The following is a 19,427-nucleotide window of genomic DNA, read 5'->3' as shown; positions in this document are numbered from 1 at the left end:
ATGATGTCACGCGTCGCAAGACGACTGGCAGGGCCGGCCCTCATGGGGCTGGCCCTGCTGGTTGCAGGCTGTGAAAATTCCAGCAACCCTGAGTTGCATCGCTTTGCCGGTCCCATCTTCGGCACCGGATTCCATGTCACGGTGGCAGGGGATCTGGATGTCGATGAGGTGGCGTCACTCAAGCAGGCGAGCGTCGAGGCGCTGGACAAGGTCGACTGGCAGATGTCGACCTACAAGGACACCTCGGAGCTCTCGAAGCTCAATCAGGCACCGCTGGATACGCCGATCACGCTGTCGGATGGCCTGGCGCAGGTGCTGGCCGAATCGCAGGATATCGGCAGGCGCTCCGAGGGTGCCTTTGACATCACCGTCGGCCCGGCCGTCAATCTGTGGGGCTTTGGCCCGGATGAGCGTCTCGACAAGGCACCGAGTGATGCACAGATCGCGCAGGCGCTCGAGAAGGTCGATCATCTGGCGCTGGAGCTCGATGGCAATACGGTGATCAAGCGCAAGCCGGTGTATGCCGACCTGTCGGGGATCGCCAAGGGCTATGGGGTGGATCGAGTCGCCGATGTGCTCGAGGCCAATGGCATCGAGAACTATCTGGTCGAGGTCGGTGGCGAGATCCGCGTCAAGGGTGAGAAGCCCGGCCACAAGCCGTGGCGTATCGCCATCGAAGCGCCGAAGTCCTTCGAGCGTTCCGTGCAGCGGATCATCGACCCCGGCAATGCTGCCGTGGCGACTTCCGGTGACTATCGCAACTATTTCGAGCAGGACGGCGTACGTTACTCACACACGATCGATCCGCGTACCGGTCGTCCCATTCAGCACTCCCTGGCATCGGTGACGGTCATCACGCCAGATTGTGCGAGTGCGGACGCCTGGGCCACGGCACTCAACGTGCTTGGCGCCGAGAAGGCAATGGCCATCGCAAGACGCGAGAACATTGCCGCCTATTTCATTGTCAAAACGGATGGTGGCTTCAAGCAGTCCTGGAGTCCGGCATTCGCGCCCTATCTGAAGGACGCGCCGGCGACAGGCGACACGAAGCCCGTAGGGGAATCCAGCGTCTGAGCCTGTCTGCCGTCAGGCAGACGGGGAGGACGTGATCCGCTGCCACCTGTCGTGACACGCCCCTGACCGGGCCTGCCACTCACGATGCATCGGCACCCTCCCGTCAGGGCGGGTACCGATGTGGCGGTCGAGTCGGGTCGGTCACAGTGGGCCAACATGGGGCCATGCCCCGGGAGAAATGACATGACTATCTGGTTACTGGTGTTCGCCGCCATGCTGCTGTTGATCGGCGCGATGGCTGTCGGGGTGTTGATGGGGCGCAAGCCGATCGCCGGCTCCTGCGGCGGCCTCAACAACCTCGGGCTCAAGGATGGCTGTGATATCTGTGGCGGCAAGGATGACGAGTGCGAGAAGGAGCAGGAGCGCCAGCGTCTGATGGCCGAGAGCGGCGGCAAGCCGGCCAGTGATCTGGCCTACGAAGCCCCGCGTCGCTGATTTCTGCTCTGATGACTCAGAGCCCGCCGGCCGCAAGGCCAGCCGCCGGCCCTGGCATGCCATTCTCTCCCTGAGCAGAGTGTGGCGTGTCAGGGCCGGCCTACGAACAACCAAGGAGCAAAGCGAGTCTCATGGCAGTCTACAACTACGATGTGGTCGTGATCGGTACCGGTCCGGCAGGGGAGAGCGCGGCGGTCAATGCGGCCAAGCATGGCAAGCGAGTGGCCGTGATCGAGGCCCAGTCCTCCGTGGGCGGCAACTGCACCCACAAGGGCACCATCCCCTCCAAGGCCCTGCGTCACGCGGTCAAGCAGATCATCGAGTTCAACACCAATCGCATGTTCCGCGACATCGGTGAGCCGCGCTGGTTCTCCTTCCCCAAGGTGCTGGAACGTTCGCGTCGTACCATCGAGCAGCAGGTCGAGATGCGCACGCGCTTCTATGCTCGCAATCGCATCGACGTGTTCTTCGGTACCGCGCGCTTCAAGGACGAGCACACCGTGCTGGTGCGTGATGCCCATGAAGGGACCGAGGAGCTGCACGCGGAGAAGGTCGTGATCGCCACCGGGTCGCGCCCCTACCGCCCGGCAGACGTCAATTTCCGCCACCCGCGTATCTATTGCTCCGATACCATCCTGGGTCTGTCGCACACGCCGCGCACGTTGATCATCTACGGTGCCGGTGTCATCGGGTCCGAGTACGCCTCCATCTTCTCGGGGCTGGGCGTCAAGGTGGACCTGATCGATACCCGCGATCGTCTGTTGTCGTTCCTGGACAACGAGATTTCCGACGCGCTGTCCTACCACCTGCGCAACAACGGCGTGCTGGTGCGCCATAATGAGGAATACGAGCGCATCGAGGGCGATGAGTCCGGTGTGGTCGTGCACCTCAAGTCCGGCAAGAAGCTGCGTGCGGACGCCTTCCTGTGGGCCAATGGGCGCACCGGCAACACCGACAGCCTCGGCCTCGAGAACATCGGTCTGCAGGCCAATGGTCGTGGTCAGCTGACGGTCGATGATCAGTACCGCACCGAGCTGGACCACGTCTATGCCGTGGGCGATGTCATCGGCTGGCCGAGCCTGGCCTCTGCTGCCTATGATCAGGGCCGCTTCGCCTCGGCCAATCTGCTGGGCGAGGAGTTCAAGTTCGTCAATGAGGTGCCGACCGGCATCTACACCATCCCCGAGATCAGCTCGGTGGGGCGTGGCGAGAGCGAACTGACCGAAGCGCGCATTCCCTACGAAGTGGGGCAGGCCTTCTTCAAGGACACCGCACGCGCCCAGATCACCGGCGACACCGTCGGCATGCTCAAGATCCTGTTCCATCGCGACACGCTGGAAATCCTCGGCATCCACTGCTTCGGTGATCAGGCGTCCGAGATCGTGCACATCGGCCAGGCCATCATGCAGCAGCAAGGTGAGGCGAATACGCTCAAGTACTTCGTCAATACCACCTTCAACTACCCGACCATGGCGGAAGCCTATCGGGTCGCTGCCATGAACGGGCTGAATCGTCTGTTCTGATTACGCTGCGCTTGAAAGCGGTTCACAAGGCCTCGACATCTCTGGTGTCGAGGCCTTGTCGTATCCGGGGCTCTCGCAGGGACCTTTCCATTGACGAACCTTGAGGGCAATGACGCATGCAGCAGCATGATTGCGGGGAAAGCGGCACGCAGGAAAACAGCTCGCAGGCAAGCGACACTCGGCAGCCAAGCAATCATTCACGCAGGGCGCTGCAGGATGATCCGACCACGGTCCTGACCCTGAGGCTGGGGCATGAGGAGCTGGTCATCCACCGCCGTTACGAGCTGGCCAGCATCATCAACGAGCTGGTGCTGGGCCTGTTGTTCACCATCGGCAGCGTGTGCTTCTTCTGGGATGAGTGGATGACGCTGGGGATCTGGCTGTTCGTGATCGGCTCGCTGCAGCTGACGCTCAAGCCGTTGATTCGCCTGGCGCGCCGCATGCACCTCAAGCGCCTGCCGGAATCAGGGCTGGAACTCTAGCAGGCGACTTCACAGTCTGTCTGTCTCACTGGCTCTCCGGCTCTAGAGATCAGCGATAGCGATGCACGCGCAGGCTCTTGAGAAAGGGCGTGTCCTCGATGCGCACATCTCCGCGTCTGGCGCGTGTGCGCTGTGCGGGCGGGGTCGGTGAGGGTTGGTTGAGCGCCGGAAGGCGCAGGTCATCGTGGGGCAGGAACAGCGGTAGCGAGACGTTCATCGCGCGGCGAGTGCGCAGCTCGCCATCCTCGCGCAAGACCGGCTCACGATAGAAGAGATTGGCGCGCATCAGCGGCGCCTGAGGCTGGATGCGTGCCAGTATCTCGTCAGAGGGCAGGCCCGCCAGCAGTCTGAGCTGCAGGCGCACGTGATCGGCCTCGGTATCCAGTTTCATCAGCATCGCCTCGCACTCCGGCACACTGACGCGCTGAATGGAGCGTCCGGAGCTGTACCAGGCGAAACGCACTCGCGCCACCGCTGCTTCCGCGACCGGTACGCGCCGCCAGCATTGCTTCAGATGCAGACGAGCGAGGCCATCGCCCTTCAGGTGCTGGTTGAGGCCGGGGTGGCGGAAGGGCAGGATGGCCTTGAGCTCCGCGAGTTGATCGGGATACGCCTCACGCAGTTCGGCAAACAGTCCCGCCAGATGCTCCTTGGCCAGATTGAGGGCGCAGACCGCCTGGATCACCTGCGGGCCTGCCGCCACCACGCCCAGATAGGGGCGGGTGACACGCCCATCCTGCCCATCCTGATACCACACATCCTGCAGCGCGAGCCGTAGCCAATCGAGATCGGCATGGCCGCCATCCAGCCGCCACAGCGGCGAATTCTCCTCCGCGACGGCAGTGATGACCTGTTCGGCTGCGCTGATCTGTTCATCGAAGGCCGCCTCTATTCTGGCCATCAGCTGATATTCGGGCATGGTCCGCGTCCTGGTTGGCGCTTGAGGGATACACTCTTTTTATCGCGTTATCCTGTTTAGCGCAGCCTGGCGGGAAAGACAAGCGTGCGGATACAACACGAGGCGCCCCGCAGGGCGCCTCGTGGCATGGCTGGCATCTCCCGGGCGGGAAGCGTCGTCAAGAAACACGCGGCTTCCTCAGGAGCTGATCGCGACCTTGCGTCTAGCGATCGCGATAGCGTTCGGTGAGATCGCCATAGGCATCGATGCGGCGGTCACGCAGATAGGGCCAGATGCGGCGCACGTCCTCGCCACGCGCCAGATCCACCTCGACCAGCAACTCCTCGGGCTCGGTGCCGCCATGCGCCAGCAGCTCGCCCTGGGGTCCGCACACGAAGCTGCCTCCCCAGAACTGGATTCCTTCGCTGGCAGGCGTCGGGTCCGCTTCATGGCCGACCCGATTGGCGACGATCACCGGCACGCCATTGGCGACGCCGTGACTGCGCTGGATCAGTGTCCAGGCATCCTTCTGGCGCGTCTGCTCGGCCTCATCATCGCGCGGGTCCCAGCCGATGGCGGTGGGATAGAGCAGCATCTCGGCACCGGCCAGTGCCATCAGCCGCGCGCCTTCCGGGTACCATTGATCCCAGCAGACCTGCACGCCCAGGCGGCCCACCGAGGTATCGATGGGCTCGAAACCGCGGCGAGGCGACTGTGCGCTGGGCGCATCACCCGGCGTGAAGTAGAACTTCTCGTAGAAGCCGGGATCATCCGGGATGTGCATCTTGCGGAAGGTGCCGACCAGGCCATCGGCCTTGTCGAGCACCACGGCGGTATTGTGATATACGCCCGCCGCGCGGCGCTCGAAGATGGAGCCGACGATGACCAGACCGAGTTCAGCGGCCAGACCGGCCAGGCGCTGGGTGGTCGGGCCCTCGAGGGGTTCGGCGAGATCGAAGATCGCGGTGTCTTCCGTCTGGCAGAAATAGTGGCTGGCATGCAGCTCCTGCAGCATCACCAGCTCAGCACCGCCGGCTGCCAGGCGGCGGATGGCCGCCTCGCTGGCCGCCAGGCTCGTATCCTTGTCGGGCCAGCCCTGCTGCTGGACGACACCGACCTTGAGTGTACGGCGGGAAGTGGTCATCACAGTGCTCCTTGAGTGAGGTTCGAGGTGGCCAGGGTGCCCTTGGGCAGTTGCATGGTCATGCAGTGCAGACTGCCATGCTGGCGAATCACGGCGCGGCAGTCGACCGGGATGATGTCACGTCCCGGGAAGGCGCCCGCCAGGGCCTTGAGCGCGATCATGTCGTGACGATCGGCATAGGTCGGCACCAGCACCGCGCCGTTGATGATCAGGAAGTTGGCATAGGTCGCCGGCAGGCGATGGCCATCTTCGGGATCGAAGCAGGCATCCGGCCATGGCAGCGGTACCAGGAAGTACGGATCGCCATTGGCATCCAGCATGCCTTCCAGCTCGGCTTCCATCGCTTTGAGCGCCGGGTAGTGCGGGTCGTCGCGATCATCGCAACGCACGTAGGCGATGGTACGCGGGTCGCAGAAGCGCGCCAGGGTGTCGACATGACTGTCGGTGTCATCGCCTTCCAGATGGCCATTGGCCAGCCACAGGATGCGTGAGACACCGAAATCAGCCGTGAGCTGTGCCTCGACCTGCTCGCGGCTCAGCCCGGCATTTCGATTGTCGTTGAGCAGGCAGGCCTCGGTGGTCAACAGTGTCCCCAGGCCATCCGTCTCGATACCACCGCCTTCCAGAATGAAATCGCGACTTTCCACCGGGCTTGCATAGACCCCTTGAGCGGCCAGCGCTCGGGTCAGGGCGTTGTCACGAGCGGCTTCGAACTTGCCGCCCCAGCCGGTGAAGGTGTAGTCGAGCAGTACCGGCTGGCCATCACGTTCGACGGTGATGGGGCCGTGGTCACGCGTCCAGGTGTCATCCAGCGGCGCCACATGCAGATGCAGACGCTCGGCCGGCACGCCGAAACCGGCGAAGCGTGACGTGAGGCGCTCGCGGGTGGCCTCGTCACTGACGCTGATCAGCACGTGCTGATACCGGCTGATGGCGATCACCATGGCCTCGCAGGTGGCTTCGATGCTCTCGAGCATCTCGTTCCAGTCGCTGTGGGGGCTGGGCCAGCTGAGCTGGATGGCATCCTGCGGGTGCCATTCGGCAAGCAGACGGGTGGCCATGGGCATCTCCCTGATGAAGAAGTGACGGTAATGCCGCGATACCGCGGACTCGGCGCGCGATGATAGCAGAGCCATGCGTCGACGCTAGCCCCTGCGTGCGTCATATGGCCAGACACTCGAGACTGGCGGTTCATGCTGTTCTCATGCGAGGGCTGGCAAACTGGGCGCGATTGTGGCCCCATGCGCCGAGCCTGCGGAATGCGTATCATGGCCCGCGACCCTGACCCAAGGAATCGACTTCGATGCTGCTGGATCGCCTACCCTTTCTGATCGGCCTGCGCTATACCCGCGCCAAGCGCCGTAACCATTTCATTTCCTTCATTTCCCTGACCTCGATGCTCGGCCTGTCGTTGGGCGTGGCCGTGCTGATTCTAGTGCTGTCCGTCATGAACGGCTTCGACCACGAATTGCGTACCCGCGTACTGGGCATGGTGCCGCATGTGCGGGTCGAGGCGCGCGACAGCGTCACCGACTGGGAGACGCTCGCCGGCATGTTGCGCGAGAAGCCGCATGTCGTCGGTGCCGCTCCCTACATCGAGCAGCAGGGCATGTTCACCACCAATGGTCGCAACAAGGGCGCGCTGGTCACCGGTATCGATCCGTCCGCGGAGGACCAGGTCTCGATCATCAGTGAGCACATGGTGCAGGGAAGTCTGGCAGACCTCACGCCGGGCAGCTGGGGCATCGTGATGGGGGAGCTGCTGGCACGCAATCTCGGGGTCGGCGTCGGGGATCGCGTCACGCTGCTGGTGCCCGAGGCCTCCATCACGCCCGGGGGCATCTTCCCGCGCCTCAAGCGCTTCACGGTGACCGGCATCTTCAAGGTCGGCGCGGACGTGGATGCCAGTCTCGCCTACACCGACATCTCGGACATGGCCAAGCTGGCACGCTTCAAGGAAGGCGAGGTACAGGGCGTACGCCTGAAACTCGATGACCTGTTCAGTGCCGATGCCGTCACCCGTGACATCATCAGCCAGCTGGGGCCGCAGTATCGCGGCATGGACTGGAAGCGTACCCACGGCAACCTGTTCGCCGCCATCCAGATGGAGAAGAACATGATCGGCCTGCTGCTGATGGTGATCGTCGCCGTGGCAGCCTTCAACATCGTTTCGACGCTGGTGATGATGGTGACCGACAAGCACGCCGACATCGCCATCCTGCGCACCCTCGGGGCCAAACCCGGCAGCATCATGGGCATCTTCATCGTCCAGGGGCTGACCATCGGCGTGATGGGGATCATCATCGGCGCCATCGCCGGGGTGGCATTGGCATTGAGCGTCTCCGACATCATCGCCTGGGTGCAGTCGACCTTCGGTATCCAGTTCCTGGATCCCAACGTCTACTTCATCAGCTATCTGCCGTCTCGTCTCGAGCTGTCCGACATGGGCGTCATCATCGGCTCCGCGCTGGTGCTGAGCTTCCTGTCGACACTCTATCCGGCCTGGCGCGCTTCCCGCATCCAGCCGGCCGAGGTGCTGCGCTATGAATGATCTACCGACATCGACCGATGCATCATCCCGCTCTGCTGCTGGAGACTCCGCCATGCCGACCCCGGCTTCTGACACCCGTGCGACTGACCTGGCTCACGGCAAGCCGATGTTGATCTGTGAGCGCCTGAGTCGCAGCTACGACGAAGGCCCCCAGAAGGTGCAGGTTCTGGACGAACTGGAGCTGCGCGTGCACGCCGGCGAGCGGGTCGCCGTCGTCGGCAGCTCCGGCTCCGGCAAGACCACGCTGCTCAATCTGCTCGGCGGGCTGGATCATCCCAGTCAGGGCATCGTGAAGGTGGCCGGCCAGCGCCTGTCCGAACTCAGTGAGTCGGCGCTGGGCAGCTTCCGCAATCAGCACATCGGCTTCGTCTATCAGTTCCATCATCTGCTGGCGGAATTCAGCGCCGAAGAGAATGTGGCGATGCCGTTGATCATCCGGGGCCACAAGCGTGCCGAGGCCGCCGTCAAGGCGCGCAAGCTGCTGGAGCGTGTCGGCATGGCGCCGCGCGCCGATCACAAGCCGGGCGAGCTGTCCGGGGGGGAACGTCAGCGCGTCGCCATCGCGCGTGCGCTGGTGACGGACCCGAGCCTGGTGCTGATGGATGAACCGACCGGTAACCTGGATCAGACCACGGCGGCGCGCATTCTGGAGCTGATGGATGACATCGCTCGGGAAGCGCAGGCCGCCTTCATCATCGTGACCCACGACAATGGGCTGGCCGCGCACCAGCACCGTGTGCTGCGCCTGGATGGCGGCAAGCTGCACGAGGACTGAGCTCCACCGCTGAGTGGCGGATGTCTGCCTCACGCCATGCCAGAAAGCCAAAAGCCCCGCCATCGAGAGATGGCGGGGCTTTTTCATGGGCGGCGTCGTCAGCCTTCAGGACTTGTCGGTATCCGGGGCAGCGTTCTGGTCGGACCGCTGCGCCTTGGTGCAACGCCTGGCGGCCAGACGCGCCTTGCGACGGCTGCGCCAGCTGCGCACGACCTGATAACGCCACAGCAGCCGGACCAGCACGTTGGCGAGCAAGGCGACCACCACCGCGCTGACCAGCGAGCCCAGCGCAAGTGCCGGCAGGATATCTTCCAGCTGGTTGGCGAACCAGGCCGCGGAGACCTGGTCCGGCATCACCCGGGCAGGCGTATCGAGCATCCAGGCGCCCACGCGATAGGTCGCGTAGTAGACCACGGGCATGGTCAACGGGTTGGTGATCCACACCAGACCTACCGAGAGCGCAAGGTTGCAGCGCAACGCCCAGGCGCCGAAGGCAGCCACCACCATCTGGAAGGGGATCGGCAGCAAGGCACAGAAGAAGCCCACCATGCACGCATTGGCAACGGTTCGACGCGACAACGCCCACAACGCGGGGTCGGCGATCAGGTGATGCATGAAGCGCAGGGATTTCTTGCGCCTGAGGGCATCCGGTTCCGGCATGAACCGCTTGAGTAGACGACGAGGCATGGCTTGGCCATTTGGCATTCAACGCCGGCCATTATCCATACATGTCCCCGGGACTGCCATGCTGTGAGCTCAGTTAAGCGGCCCGCATCGTGCAATCCTGTGTGCTTGAAATGATGCTGAACGCAGGCCAGCCCCCGTCATGCCTGATGAAGAGCGATATCTGCCTCCTTGAACGATTCGTCTGAAAAGCTGCCCGTGGGCGCGAGCGACGCCACGTGGTTTCGCGGGTCCTGGCTGACACCGGGGGCTCTGATCCAGTGGCTCGCCGGTCTGGTGGCCGGGGTGTGGCTGTCGCGACAGGGGGAGTGGGCGGCCGATTGGCAGGGACGCATGCCGGATGGCGCACCCGAAAGCGCAGGGGATGTCTTGAACGGGATGGCAGACAGCCTGTTGCTGCCATCCCTTGTGCTAAGCCTGCTGGTGATGCTCGCCTTCGCGCGATGCCCGGCAGTTTTGCGGCTGGGGATTGCTCTGTGGGGTGGGCTGTTGCTCGGGCTGGCGCATCAGCCACTCATGCTTGCCGAAGCACTGGCGCGCGAGGATATCTGGCTGGAGGGGCGCATCGAGCAGGCCAGCCGTTCGCTCCCGGCCCCGGGGGAGTCGGTGCGTCTGGTCTTCAGGGTGGAAGCCTGTCGAGCCTCGGGCGCTGACGGCGAAGCAGGCGGAGAGCAAGGTGAGGCGCTCAAGCCCCCCAGGGTGAACGCATCCGGCATGACGAGCGCCGGGCGTGAGCTGGCCTGTCGTCGTCTCGAGGGCCAGCGGGTGCAATTGCGGCGCTACTGGCCGCGGCGTACCGCCTCTGAATCATCAGCTTCGCCTCTTCTCGTTCCCTGGCAAGCAGGGGAGCGGTGGCGGCTGATCGCCAGACTGGTGCCGCCGCATGCTGCCAGCAACCCGGACGCGCTGCAGAGTTTTGATCGGGTCAGCTGGTGGTGGCGCGAGGGGATCGTGGCGACGGGGTACGTGCGAGACCCCGCCCGGGCGCAGCGACTGGCACCACCCCGCGGGGTGGCAGCGTTGCGCCTGGCGGCCGAGCAGCGGCTGTGGCAGGGCTGTGGAGGGCGGGGCGATGACATCCAATGGGCGCATTCGCCCTGCCGCTGGCTGGCGGCGCTGACGCTGGGGCGTGCCTCGGCGCTGACTCGCGATGACTGGGAGTCCTTGAATGCCACCGGGTTGACGCACCTCGCCGTGGTGTCAGGGCTGCATGTCGGGCTGATGGCAAGCCTGGTGCTGGTGGTGAGCTTTGGCGTCCTGCGCCGTCTTCGTCCTGCCGACTGGCGTTTCAGCGTCGCTCCCTGGTGGCTGGCGTGTCTGGCGGCCTGGAGTTTCGCGATACTGGCGGGGCTGGCGCCGCCGGCGCTGCGAGCGGCGCTGATGACAAGTGTTGGGTTGTGGATGGCCAGCGGGCGCAGCGGCCTGGGCGTCTGGCAGATATGGATGCTGGCGTTGTCGCTGGTGATCGGCCTTGATCCGCTGGCCTTGTGGCGACCCGGCACCTGGTATTCGTTTCTTGCCGTGGCAGCGCTGCTGCTGGCCTGGCAGGGGTGTGAGCGCCCCCGCGGCGCGCTGGGCTGGTGTCGCGCCACGCTGCGCAGCCAATGGGTGTTGACGCTGGTGATGGGGGTCGCTCTGCTGGTCGGGCGTGGTCAGCTGTCATGGCTTGCCATGCCGATGAACCTCGTCATTGCTCCGCTCGCGACCCTCCTGGTCGTGCCGTTGGGGATGCTGGGCTGGGGGCTGGCTGGCATCGATTCCCTGCTGGACGCGATGGGCTTGCGGCTGTCGGAAGGGGCGGGAATGAGCGGGGCGCTGTGGCAGTGGCTCGCCGAGCGAGTGGATCATGGCATGGCGTGGCTCGGTACCGTCACGCAGCGTCATGGCCTCTGGCCCGTACGGACAGCGACGGACACCCTGTCCGCTGACATGGCAGCAGCGATGGCGATGATGGTACTGGGCGGCCTGTGGCTGGCAAGTGGAGTGCCGGGATTGGAGCGCCGTGTCAGAGGGCTGTGCACCGCCCTGGCGATGCTGTGGGGGACGGGGCTTGCCTTGCTGCTGTGGCCGCCTGCGCCATGGCCGTCCAGCGCCCACGCCGGCGAAGGACGCACAGGGCGCGACAGCGCGTGGCTTGCCGATTCGCGAGCGGCCCCGTTGGTCGTGACCGTCCATGACGTCGGACAGGGGCTGGCGATATCGCTCAGGGTAGCGGGGCGCGTGCTGTCGCCTGAGACGATGGAGGATCTTCCTCGTCATTGGCTCTATGATCTCGGCCCCGGTGCTGCCTTCGGGCCGCCGCGCATGGGGGAGCTGCTGAAGGCTGCCGAGGCGCCCTGGGGCGTCATCATCAGTCATGGTGATGGCGATCATGCAGGCGGGCTGGCGGCGCTGCGAGCGGAGCAGGTCGCGCAGTTGTGGGTGCCTGAGGGACAGAGAAACCGTCTTGACCGTCAGGTCGGCTGGCTGAAGGACGTGCCGACCGCGTCCTGTGAGGCAGGGCGGCGCATCACGCTCGGCCATCTCGCCGACCGCCCCGTGAAACTGGAGATGCTGTGGCCGCCGCCCGGGTGGAAGGTGCGGCGTGACAATGCCCACTCCTGTGTGGTCCTGATCGCGTGGGGTGAGCGTCCGCTGGCGTTGCTGAGTGGCGATATCGGGGTGCAGGAGGAGCGCCAGCTGGTGGAGCTGCTCTCGCGTCGGCTGGCGGGAAGCCCGCTGCCGTTGCTGGTCGTCGCGCACCATGGCAGTCGCAGCAGCAGTGGGGAATCCTGGCTCGCGCGTCTGGCACCGCGCCACGCGATCATCAGTGCCGGACGCTACAACCCGCATGGTCATCCGCATGACGAGGTGGTCGAACGCCTGATGCGGCATGCGCAATGTGTCTGGCACAGTGGCCTGGAGGGAGCGCTGCGCTGGGAGTGGTCCCCTGACGCGGAGCGCCTCATTCCCGCGCGGGGTGCTGCCGGTATCGATACGCAGTGCCTTGGGGTAAAATCCGTTGATTGATCAGGGGCATGGCGAATGTCTGCCTGTCAGCGTGCCAGGGACGCGGTCGCGCAGGCCTGATGACGACAACAATGATCGGCGCCGTTGACGGTGCACCATCAAGACCAAGGGAGAGGTCACATGTTGGAAGCCTTGTACGCAGGGGGGCTGCTGATGCTCCCGATCCTGGGATGTTCGGTCGTGGCACTGGCCATCATCCTCGAACGTCTGTGGACGTTGCGCACGCGCCGTATCGCGCCGCGCGGTCTGGGACAGCAGGTGTGTGAACTGATCAGTCAGGGACAGGTCAATGTCTACTGGTTGGAGAGTCATTCGCCCCTTGGGGGGGTGCTGGCGGCAGGACTTCGCAATGCGCGCCTGGGCAATGAACAGGTGCGTGCGCGCATTCAGGAATCGGCCGTTGCGGTGATCCACGACATGGAGCGCTTCCTGAGCCCCCTGGGGACCATCGCGGCCATCACCCCGCTGCTGGGCCTTCTGGGCACGGTGGTCGGCATGATCGATGTCTTCGCCGTGATCGTGGACGCCGGGTCCGCCGAGCGTGCCCAGGAGCTGGCCGGCGGGATTTCCCAGGCGCTTGTCACCACGGCGGCGGGTCTGACGGTCGCGATTCCGGCGCTGATGTTCCATCGCTATTTCCAGCGTCGCGTGGAAGACATCACCGTGACCATGGAAGAGCAGGCGGGGCAGGTGGTGGAATATATCTCGCACCATCAGGGGGAGCTGGGGCTGGCCGAGAGTCATGACGGCTTCGATCGTCGCGCGGGCCAGCGCAACGGGCCAGCGCCGAGGGAGAGTCTGCCGGAAGACCTGCCGGCCTACATGCGCCGGGACGAGGATGATCCGCTGTCGGGCTCCGATACGCTCGCCGATCGAGGCGTGGGGCCCGGGAGGCCGTCATGAGGTTTCCTCGTCGCCAGCGTGAATCGGTCGAGGTCAATCTCACGCCGCTGATCGACGTGGTCTTTCTGCTGCTGATCTTCTTCATGGTCTCGACCACGTTTGACAGTCGACGCGCCCTGGACCTGATTCTGCCGCAATCCAGTCAGGCCAGCGCCGTGGAGCAGGCGCCGCTGATCATGACCATCGGCGCCAAGGGAGATTTCACGCTCGGTGACACCTCGCTCACCGAGTCAGCATTGGGGACTGCGCTTGCACGACACAAGGACCAGGCTGATCGCTTCGGGTTGATCCTCGAAGCCGATGGCCGTACGCCACATGCGAAGGTGGTGAAAGCGTTGGACGCTGCCGCCGAAGTGGGCATTACCCGAGTGCGCATCAGTACGCGCACCGGGACCGATACATCACCACCGGATGCCCCATGAGGGCGCCGCTCAAGTCTATGGAGACCCCGTGAGTCGCGACTCCACCTGGATTCATTACCGCCGCCTGCTCGGCTATGTCCGTCCGTACTGGAAGATGTTCCTGGCTGCCGTGCTGGGTTACGTCATCTATGGTGCCTCGAGCACGGCGCTGGCCGAGATGATGAAGCGCCTGATCGATGGCATTCAGAATCCTGACGCCCAGTTCAGACTGTTCCTGCCGTTGTTCGTGATCGGCATGTTCGCGATACGCGGTGTGGGGACCTTCCTGGGGACCTACTGCATGAGCGACGTGGCACGCAATGTGGTGCATACCCTGCGTACCACCGTGTTCAACCACATGCTGCATCTGCCGGGACGTTACTTCGACGAGAACTCCACCGGTCACCTGATCACCCGCGTGACCTATCACGTGGAGCAGATCACCGGCGCCGCCACCAAGGCATTGACCATCATCATGCGCGAAGGCTTCTTCGTGCTGGGTCTGCTGAGCTATCTGTTCTGGACCAACTGGAAACTCACGCTGGTATTCATCGCGGTCACGCCGCTGATCGGCTGGGTGGTCAGCTATGCCAGCAAGCGCTTCCGCAAGCTCTCCAAGCGTATCCAGGGCTCGATGGGGGAGGTCACCCATGTGGCATCCGAGGCGCTGTCCGGGCATCGCGTGGTCCGCACCCACGGTGCGGAAGATTACGAGAAGGCGCGCTTCGCTGCGGTCAGTGAGTACAACCGCGAGCAGAAGATGAAGGAGGCGTTGACCAAGGCCACCGCCACGCCGGTGATCCAGCTGTTGATCGCCGTGGCACTGGCGACCCTGGTGTGGCTGGCGATGGCGCCGGAATTGATGGCTGGCATGTCGGCGGGTGAATTCGTCGGCTTCATCACCGCGGCCTCGATGATGGCCAAGCCGGTGCGTCAGCTGACCGAGGTCAACGGCGAGATCCAGAAGGGCATGGCGGCATCCGAGGAGCTGTTCGGGCTGCTCGACATGCCCGCGGAGCCCGACAACGGCAACGTGGTTCCGGACGGTCGCCTGGCGGGCCGGGTGCGCTTCGACAACGTCCACTTCCGTTACGCCGACAACCAGCCGGATGTGCTCAAGGGCATCGATCTGGAAGTGGAGGCCGGGCAGATGGTAGCCATCGTCGGGCGCTCAGGTTCCGGCAAGTCGACGCTGATGAGCCTGCTGCCACGGTTCTACTCGCCTACCACGGGCCGCATCCTGATCGACGACGTGGCCATCGAGGACTACAAGCTGCGCCCGATGCGCCAGCAGATCGCGCTGGTCTCCCAGAACGTGACGCTGTTCAATGCCAACCTCACCGCCAATATCGCCTACGGCACCGGGGAAGCGGATGTCCAGCGGGTCGAGGAAGCGGCGCGCGCCGCCTATGCCCACGAGTTCATCGAACGCATGAGTCAGGGCTATGACACCATCGTCGGTGACAACGGCATCATGCTCTCGGGAGGGCAGCGTCAGCGCATCGCCATCGCGCGTGCCATCTACAAGGATTCGCCGATTCTGGTGCTCGATGAGGCCACCTCGGCACTGGACACCGAGTCGGAACGCTACATCCAGCGGGCGCTGGAGGAAGTCTGTCAGGGCCGTACCACCTTCGTCATCGCGCACCGCCTGTCCACCATCGAAAAGGCGGATCGCATCCTGGTGATGGATGACGGCGAGATCATCGAAGACGGTACGCATGAAGCGTTGATCGCTCAGGAAGGGGCCTACGCCGCCCTGCATCGCATCCAGTTCCGGGAGACGGCTGACGCATGAGTGAACGACTGGTAGACGCCTGGTATCGGGGCGCCGCCTGGCTCCATCTGTTACGTCCGCTGGAGCATGTCTATAAAGGGGTGGTGGCACGCCGACGTGAGGCCTATCTCACTGGCAAGCGTGAGGTCTGGAAGGCGCCGGTGCCGGTGATCGTGATCGGCAACATCACCGTCGGTGGAACCGGCAAGTCGCCGCTGGTGGCCTGGCTCGGCCGTTGGTTGAGCGAGCAGGGCTGGCGCCCGGGCATCATCTCACGGGGCTATGGTGGCCACGCGCCGCGTTACCCGCTGTATGTCCAGGCCGATACGGACCCGCAGCACGCCGGAGATGAGCCGGTGATGCTGGCTCAGCAGACCGGCCTGCCGGTGGCGGTGGACCCGGACCGTCCCAGTGCCGCGCGTCGTCTGATCGCGGCGGGGTGCGACATCCTGCTCTCCGATGACGGCTTGCAGCACCATGCGCTGGGGCGCGACATCGAGCTGGTGGTGGTGGATGGTGAGCGCGCCTTCGGCAATCAGCGGTGCCTGCCGGCGGGTCCCCTGCGGGAGCCGCTGTCACGGCTGGCGAGTGTCGATGCCGTGATCTCCAATGGGGTGATCGACTGCACCCGCCTGCCGGTGGAATCACATTGCATGACGCTGACGCCGGTCCATTGGCGCCATCTGATCGATGATGTGCGTTATCCCGCCACTCATCAGCCATTCAGTGGCTCGGTGCATGCACTGGCCGGTATCGGCAATCCCCAGCGTTTCTTCCGTACCTTGACCAATCTGGGGGTGGAGCATCAGCCCCATCCCCTGGCGGACCATCATCGCTTCACGCCGACGGACCTGCGCTTTTCCGACAACCTGCCGGTGGTGATGACGGCCAAGGATGCCGTGAAGTGTCGCCGCTTCGCCAACGAGCGTTGCTGGGCACTGGATGTCGAGGCGCGTCCGGATCAGGCGCTGGTGGATTGGCTCGCCAACCGCCTCGAGGCGCTGTGAGCGACTGACCGATTGTTTCTTTCTTATTAGCTGTTATCCCGGAGATGTCTCGATGGACAAGGAATTGCTCGCGCTGCTGGTCTGCCCGCTTTGTCAGGCCAAGCTGACCTACGATGCGGCGAATGCCGAGCTCAAGTGCTTCTATGATGGACTGGCCTATCCCGTGCGTGACGGCATCCCCGTCATGCTGGAAGAAGAAGCGCGCGTGATGGATGCCGACGAGAAGCTCAAGGGGAGTCGCGGCTGATGAGCGATGTGGCGCACAGCAGTGATGTGACAGGTCGTGGCGCTGTGGTGGTGATTCCGGCGCGCTTCAACTCCTCGCGCCTGCCCGGCAAGCCGTTGGCGGACATCCATGGTCGGCCGATGATCGAGCATGTCTGGCGCAATGCCTGTGCCAGTCAGGCGAGCCGTGTGGTGATCGCCACGGACGATGAGCGTATCCGCACCGTCTGTGAGGGCTTCGGTGCCGAGGTCGTGATGACTCGTGCCGATCACCCCAGTGGCACCGATCGTCTCGCGGAAGTGGTCGAGCGGCTGGCACTGGCTCCCGAGACGCTGGTCGTCAACGTGCAGGGAGATGAGCCGCTGTTGCCTGCCGCGCTGATCGATCAGGTCACCTTGCGTCTCGAGGAAGACGAGGGGGCTTCCATCGCGACCCTGGCCGAGCCCATCACCAGTGTCGATAGCCTGTTCAATCCCAATGTGGTCAAGGTGGTGCGTGATCTGCGTGGTCGCGCGCTGTACTTCTCGCGCGCACCGCTGCCGTGGGATCGGGAGCACTTCACCACGCCGCCGACCGTGCTGGCCACCGACTCCTGGTTGCGCCATATCGGTCTCTACGCCTATCGCGCCAGCTTTCTGAGCGAATATGTCGATTGGCTGCCGGCGCCGCTGGAGCAGCTCGAGCAGCTCGAGCAATTGCGCGCACTGCATCATGGTCATGCGATTCAGGTCGCCATCGCCTGCACCTCCCATCCTGCCGGTGTGGATACCCAGGAAGATCTCGAGCGCGTGCGTGACTGGCTGACGCAAGAGGCCGGTGATGAGTGAATTGCTTGAGCGGATAGCGGCGCGCAGACCGCCGGTCAGACGAATTCTGATGGTCTGTCTGGGCAATATCTGTCGCTCCCCCAGCGCGGAAGGCGTACTGCGTGCCGCGCTGGCACGCCATGGGCTGGATGAGCTCATCGAGGTCGACAGCTGTGGTACCAGTGACTGGCATGTGGGTGCTCCGCCGGATTCACGTGCCATCGCGCATGCGGCTGAGCGTGGGTACGACATCAGTGGCCTGCGCGCCCGCCAGCTGTGCGTGCAGGACTTTTATGACGTCGATCTGATCCTGGTGATGGATGATGCCAACCTGAGTGACGCGCGGCGTCTGGCACCCCAGGACAGTCCGGCACTGCTTGGCCGTCTGCTGGACCTGCTGCCGACGCCGCTGCCGACTCTGGCGCGAGGCAGTCGCGAAGTGCCGGACCCCTATACCGGGGGGCCTGAGGCCTTCGAGCAGGTGCTGGACCTGATCGACATCGCCTGTGAGGCATTGATCGATGCCCTGCCACCTGTCACGCGGACCCCTTCATGATGGCGCCCGACAAGTCATCGACGAGAGCATCACTGACGGCCTGCAATACCCTGGGCTTTGCCGCCACCGCACGTACCTTCAGTGAGCCACGCAGCGTGGCCGAGGCGCGTCGCCAGATTCTGGACTCGCGTGCGGCCGATGAGCGTCTGGTGGTGATCGGTGGGGGCAGCAATCTGGTGTTGCTGCCCTGGCTGGATGCCCATGTGATGCGCCCGGCCTTCGAGGCCATGACGATCACGCCGGCAGCGGATGGCAGAACCGCCACCGTGAGTGTCGAGGCGGGCAAGCGCTGGCACGCCCTGGTGATGGAGCTGGCGACAGCTGGCTGGTGGGGCTATGAGAATCTGGCCTTGATTCCCGGCTGCTGTGGCGCAGCCCCGATCCAGAACATCGGTGCCTATGGTGTCGAGCTGGCCGACCATCTGCTGCGACTGGAAGTCATGTCGCTGGAGGATGGCAGCACGCGCTGGCTGAGTCGCGAGGAGTGCGCCTTCGGCTACCGTGACAGTCTCTTCAAGGGGTCGCTTGAGCATCGTGTCCTGATCACTCGCCTGGAGTTCGTGGTGACGCGTGAAGCGACACCGCAACTGGCCTATGGGGACCTCGCTCAGCGCGTCAGTGCCGCCACACCGCAAGGGGAGGCCATCACGCCATTGAGTGTGGCGAATGCCGTGATTGCCACGCGCAGTGAAAAGCTGCCGGACCCTGCCGTGCTCGGCAATGCGGGAAGCTTCTTCAAGAACCCTCAGCTTGCCGCCGACGAGGCGCGCGAGCTGTTGGCGCATCATCCGACCTTGCCGCACTACCCGCAGGCCGATGGCAGCGTGAAACTGGCGGCCGGCTGGCTGATCGACCAATGTGGCCTCAAGGGGGCACGTCGGGGTCATGTCGGCGTGCATGATCGCCAGGCGCTGGTGCTGGTTCACTTTGGGGGCGGGCAGGTCTCGGAGCTGATGGCGCTGGCACATGAGGTACGTGAGAGCGTTCATGCGCGTTTCGGGGTCTGGCTGGAGCAGGAACCGCGCGTACTGGGAGAGATGGCCGCGATGCCTTCCTGACGGTTGGTCGGTTTGTCGAAGGCATTCCGTCACGAAAAAGCCCCGCAGAGTGATCTGCGGGGCTTTTTCGTGACGGGTCAAACCCCTGCCTGCACCGATGAAGCCGGTGAGGCAGGGG

General features: G+C 64.4%; 18 protein-coding genes and 1 pseudogene. 15 read left to right on the top strand and 4 right to left on the bottom strand.

Going from position 1 to position 19,427, the window contains the following annotated elements; all coding sequences use genetic code 11:
• The first annotated feature begins 3 nt into the window (after positions 1-3).
• The 4 genes from QD172_RS04585 (at position 4) to QD172_RS04570 (ending at position 3,514) form a co-directional block, all read left to right on the top strand.
• The gene (locus tag QD172_RS04585) at positions 4-1,074 is read left to right on the top strand and encodes an FAD:protein FMN transferase (protein WP_279855125.1); all 1,071 of its coding nucleotides are present in this window, start codon (positions 4-6) and stop codon (positions 1,072-1,074) included.
• A gap of 183 nt (positions 1,075-1,257) precedes the next feature.
• Positions 1,258-1,509, top strand: a complete 252-nt coding sequence (nqrM, locus tag QD172_RS04580; RefSeq protein WP_077372016.1) for a (Na+)-NQR maturation NqrM — start codon at positions 1,258-1,260, stop codon at positions 1,507-1,509.
• Positions 1,510-1,640: 131 nt separating this feature from the next.
• Positions 1,641-3,032 (top strand): Si-specific NAD(P)(+) transhydrogenase, encoded by a 1,392-nt coding sequence (gene sthA / locus QD172_RS04575; protein WP_077372019.1) that lies wholly within the window; start codon positions 1,641-1,643, stop codon positions 3,030-3,032.
• A gap of 116 nt (positions 3,033-3,148) precedes the next feature.
• Entirely contained in the window at positions 3,149-3,514 is a 366-nt protein-coding gene (locus QD172_RS04570) for a YrhK family protein (protein WP_279855124.1), read from the top strand.
• A gap of 49 nt (positions 3,515-3,563) precedes the next feature.
• On the opposite strand, the gene QD172_RS04565 is transcribed toward QD172_RS04570, so the two are convergent.
• The 3 genes from QD172_RS04565 to QD172_RS04555 all read right to left on the bottom strand — a co-directional run bounded on the left by QD172_RS04565 (position 3,564) and on the right by QD172_RS04555 (position 6,617).
• Entirely contained in the window at positions 3,564-4,433 is an 870-nt protein-coding gene (locus QD172_RS04565) for a DNA replication terminus site-binding protein (protein ID WP_279855122.1), read from the bottom strand.
• Between the two features lie 202 nt (positions 4,434-4,635).
• Positions 4,636-5,556 (bottom strand): carbon-nitrogen hydrolase, encoded by a 921-nt coding sequence (locus tag QD172_RS04560; protein WP_176502781.1) that lies wholly within the window; start codon positions 5,554-5,556, stop codon positions 4,636-4,638.
• Positions 5,556-6,617, bottom strand: coding sequence for an agmatine deiminase family protein (locus tag QD172_RS04555; protein WP_279855121.1), 1,062 nt, complete (start codon positions 6,615-6,617; stop codon positions 5,556-5,558). Before QD172_RS04555 ends, QD172_RS04560 begins: the two co-directional genes overlap by 1 nt.
• 245 nt (positions 6,618-6,862) lie before the next feature.
• Here QD172_RS04555 and QD172_RS04550 point away from each other — a divergent pair, with 245 nt between their 5' ends.
• Positions 6,863-8,107, top strand: coding sequence for a lipoprotein-releasing ABC transporter permease subunit (locus QD172_RS04550; protein WP_077373141.1), 1,245 nt, complete (start codon positions 6,863-6,865; stop codon positions 8,105-8,107).
• Between the two features lie 52 nt (positions 8,108-8,159).
• The gene (locus QD172_RS04545) at positions 8,160-8,882 is read left to right on the top strand and encodes an ATP-binding cassette domain-containing protein (protein WP_077372034.1); all 723 of its coding nucleotides are present in this window, start codon (positions 8,160-8,162) and stop codon (positions 8,880-8,882) included.
• A gap of 105 nt (positions 8,883-8,987) precedes the next feature.
• On the opposite strand, the gene QD172_RS04540 is transcribed toward QD172_RS04545, so the two are convergent.
• Entirely contained in the window at positions 8,988-9,569 is a 582-nt protein-coding gene (locus tag QD172_RS04540; protein WP_077372037.1) for a DUF2062 domain-containing protein, read from the bottom strand.
• Positions 9,570-9,737: 168 nt separating this feature from the next.
• On the opposite strand from QD172_RS04540, the gene QD172_RS04535 reads away from it, so the two are divergent.
• The 9 genes and pseudogenes from QD172_RS04535 to murB all read left to right on the top strand — a co-directional run bounded on the left by QD172_RS04535 (position 9,738) and on the right by murB (position 19,309).
• Positions 9,738-12,575, top strand: a complete 2,838-nt coding sequence (locus tag QD172_RS04535) for a ComEC/Rec2 family competence protein (RefSeq protein ID WP_279855120.1) — start codon at positions 9,738-9,740, stop codon at positions 12,573-12,575.
• 120 nt (positions 12,576-12,695) lie between these two features.
• Positions 12,696-13,304: pseudogene (locus tag QD172_RS04530) on the top strand (MotA/TolQ/ExbB proton channel family protein); the annotation flags it as partial.
• A gap of 170 nt (positions 13,305-13,474) precedes the next feature.
• Positions 13,475-13,900: a biopolymer transporter ExbD gene (locus QD172_RS04525; protein WP_176502779.1), complete on the top strand. Its 426-nt coding sequence runs from the start codon at positions 13,475-13,477 to the stop codon at positions 13,898-13,900.
• Between the two features lie 28 nt (positions 13,901-13,928).
• Positions 13,929-15,677: a lipid A export permease/ATP-binding protein MsbA gene (gene msbA / locus QD172_RS04520; protein WP_254696427.1), complete on the top strand. Its 1,749-nt coding sequence runs from the start codon at positions 13,929-13,931 to the stop codon at positions 15,675-15,677.
• Complete coding sequence (lpxK, locus tag QD172_RS04515; RefSeq protein WP_077372052.1) at positions 15,674-16,663, top strand: tetraacyldisaccharide 4'-kinase; 990 nt, start codon at positions 15,674-15,676, stop codon at positions 16,661-16,663. The genes msbA and lpxK overlap by 4 nt, the downstream gene beginning before the upstream one ends.
• Before the next feature lie 52 nt (positions 16,664-16,715).
• On the top strand, positions 16,716-16,910 hold the full coding sequence (locus QD172_RS04510) for a Trm112 family protein (RefSeq protein WP_077372055.1): 195 nt from the start codon (positions 16,716-16,718) through the stop codon (positions 16,908-16,910).
• Positions 16,910-17,716: a 3-deoxy-manno-octulosonate cytidylyltransferase gene (gene kdsB / locus QD172_RS04505; protein WP_077372058.1), complete on the top strand. Its 807-nt coding sequence runs from the start codon at positions 16,910-16,912 to the stop codon at positions 17,714-17,716. Before QD172_RS04510 ends, kdsB begins: the two co-directional genes overlap by 1 nt.
• Complete coding sequence (locus tag QD172_RS04500) at positions 17,709-18,251, top strand: low molecular weight protein-tyrosine-phosphatase (RefSeq protein ID WP_279855119.1); 543 nt, start codon at positions 17,709-17,711, stop codon at positions 18,249-18,251. Before kdsB ends, QD172_RS04500 begins: the two co-directional genes overlap by 8 nt.
• Complete coding sequence (gene murB / locus QD172_RS04495) at positions 18,248-19,309, top strand: UDP-N-acetylmuramate dehydrogenase (RefSeq protein ID WP_279855118.1); 1,062 nt, start codon at positions 18,248-18,250, stop codon at positions 19,307-19,309. The genes QD172_RS04500 and murB overlap by 4 nt, the downstream gene beginning before the upstream one ends.
• Positions 19,310-19,427: the final 118 nt, after the last annotated feature.

It is taken from the genome of Cobetia sp. 10Alg 146 (assembly GCF_029846385.1).
Taxonomy (GTDB): Bacteria; Pseudomonadota; Gammaproteobacteria; order Pseudomonadales; family Halomonadaceae; genus Cobetia; species Cobetia marina.
This window is presented reverse-complemented; position numbering and strand designations above follow the sequence as displayed.

Bases quoted from the DNA above. Each gene is read 5' to 3' on its own strand.
- sthA (WP_077372019.1), top strand. From the start codon at position 1,641: ATGGCAGTCTACAACTACGATGTGGTCGTGATCGGTACCGGTCCGGCA.
- QD172_RS04525 (WP_176502779.1), top strand. From the start codon at position 13,475: ATGAGGTTTCCTCGTCGCCAGCGTGAATCGGTCGAGGTCAATCTCACG.
- QD172_RS04560 (WP_176502781.1), bottom strand. From the start codon at position 5,556: ATGACCACTTCCCGCCGTACACTCAAGGTCGGTGTCGTCCAGCAGCAG.
- kdsB (WP_077372058.1), top strand. From the start codon at position 16,910: ATGAGCGATGTGGCGCACAGCAGTGATGTGACAGGTCGTGGCGCTGTG.
- nqrM (WP_077372016.1), top strand. From the start codon at position 1,258: ATGACTATCTGGTTACTGGTGTTCGCCGCCATGCTGCTGTTGATCGGC.
- QD172_RS04545 (WP_077372034.1), top strand. From the start codon at position 8,160: ATGCCGACCCCGGCTTCTGACACCCGTGCGACTGACCTGGCTCACGGC.
- QD172_RS04540 (WP_077372037.1), bottom strand. From the start codon at position 9,569: ATGCCTCGTCGTCTACTCAAGCGGTTCATGCCGGAACCGGATGCCCTC.
- QD172_RS04570 (WP_279855124.1), top strand. From the start codon at position 3,149: ATGCAGCAGCATGATTGCGGGGAAAGCGGCACGCAGGAAAACAGCTCG.
- lpxK (WP_077372052.1), top strand. From the start codon at position 15,674: ATGAGTGAACGACTGGTAGACGCCTGGTATCGGGGCGCCGCCTGGCTC.
- QD172_RS04510 (WP_077372055.1), top strand. From the start codon at position 16,716: ATGGACAAGGAATTGCTCGCGCTGCTGGTCTGCCCGCTTTGTCAGGCC.
- QD172_RS04555 (WP_279855121.1), bottom strand. From the start codon at position 6,617: ATGGCCACCCGTCTGCTTGCCGAATGGCACCCGCAGGATGCCATCCAG.
- murB (WP_279855118.1), top strand. From the start codon at position 18,248: ATGATGGCGCCCGACAAGTCATCGACGAGAGCATCACTGACGGCCTGC.
- QD172_RS04585 (WP_279855125.1), top strand. From the start codon at position 4: ATGTCACGCGTCGCAAGACGACTGGCAGGGCCGGCCCTCATGGGGCTG.
- QD172_RS04565 (WP_279855122.1), bottom strand. From the start codon at position 4,433: ATGCCCGAATATCAGCTGATGGCCAGAATAGAGGCGGCCTTCGATGAA.
- QD172_RS04500 (WP_279855119.1), top strand. From the start codon at position 17,709: ATGAGTGAATTGCTTGAGCGGATAGCGGCGCGCAGACCGCCGGTCAGA.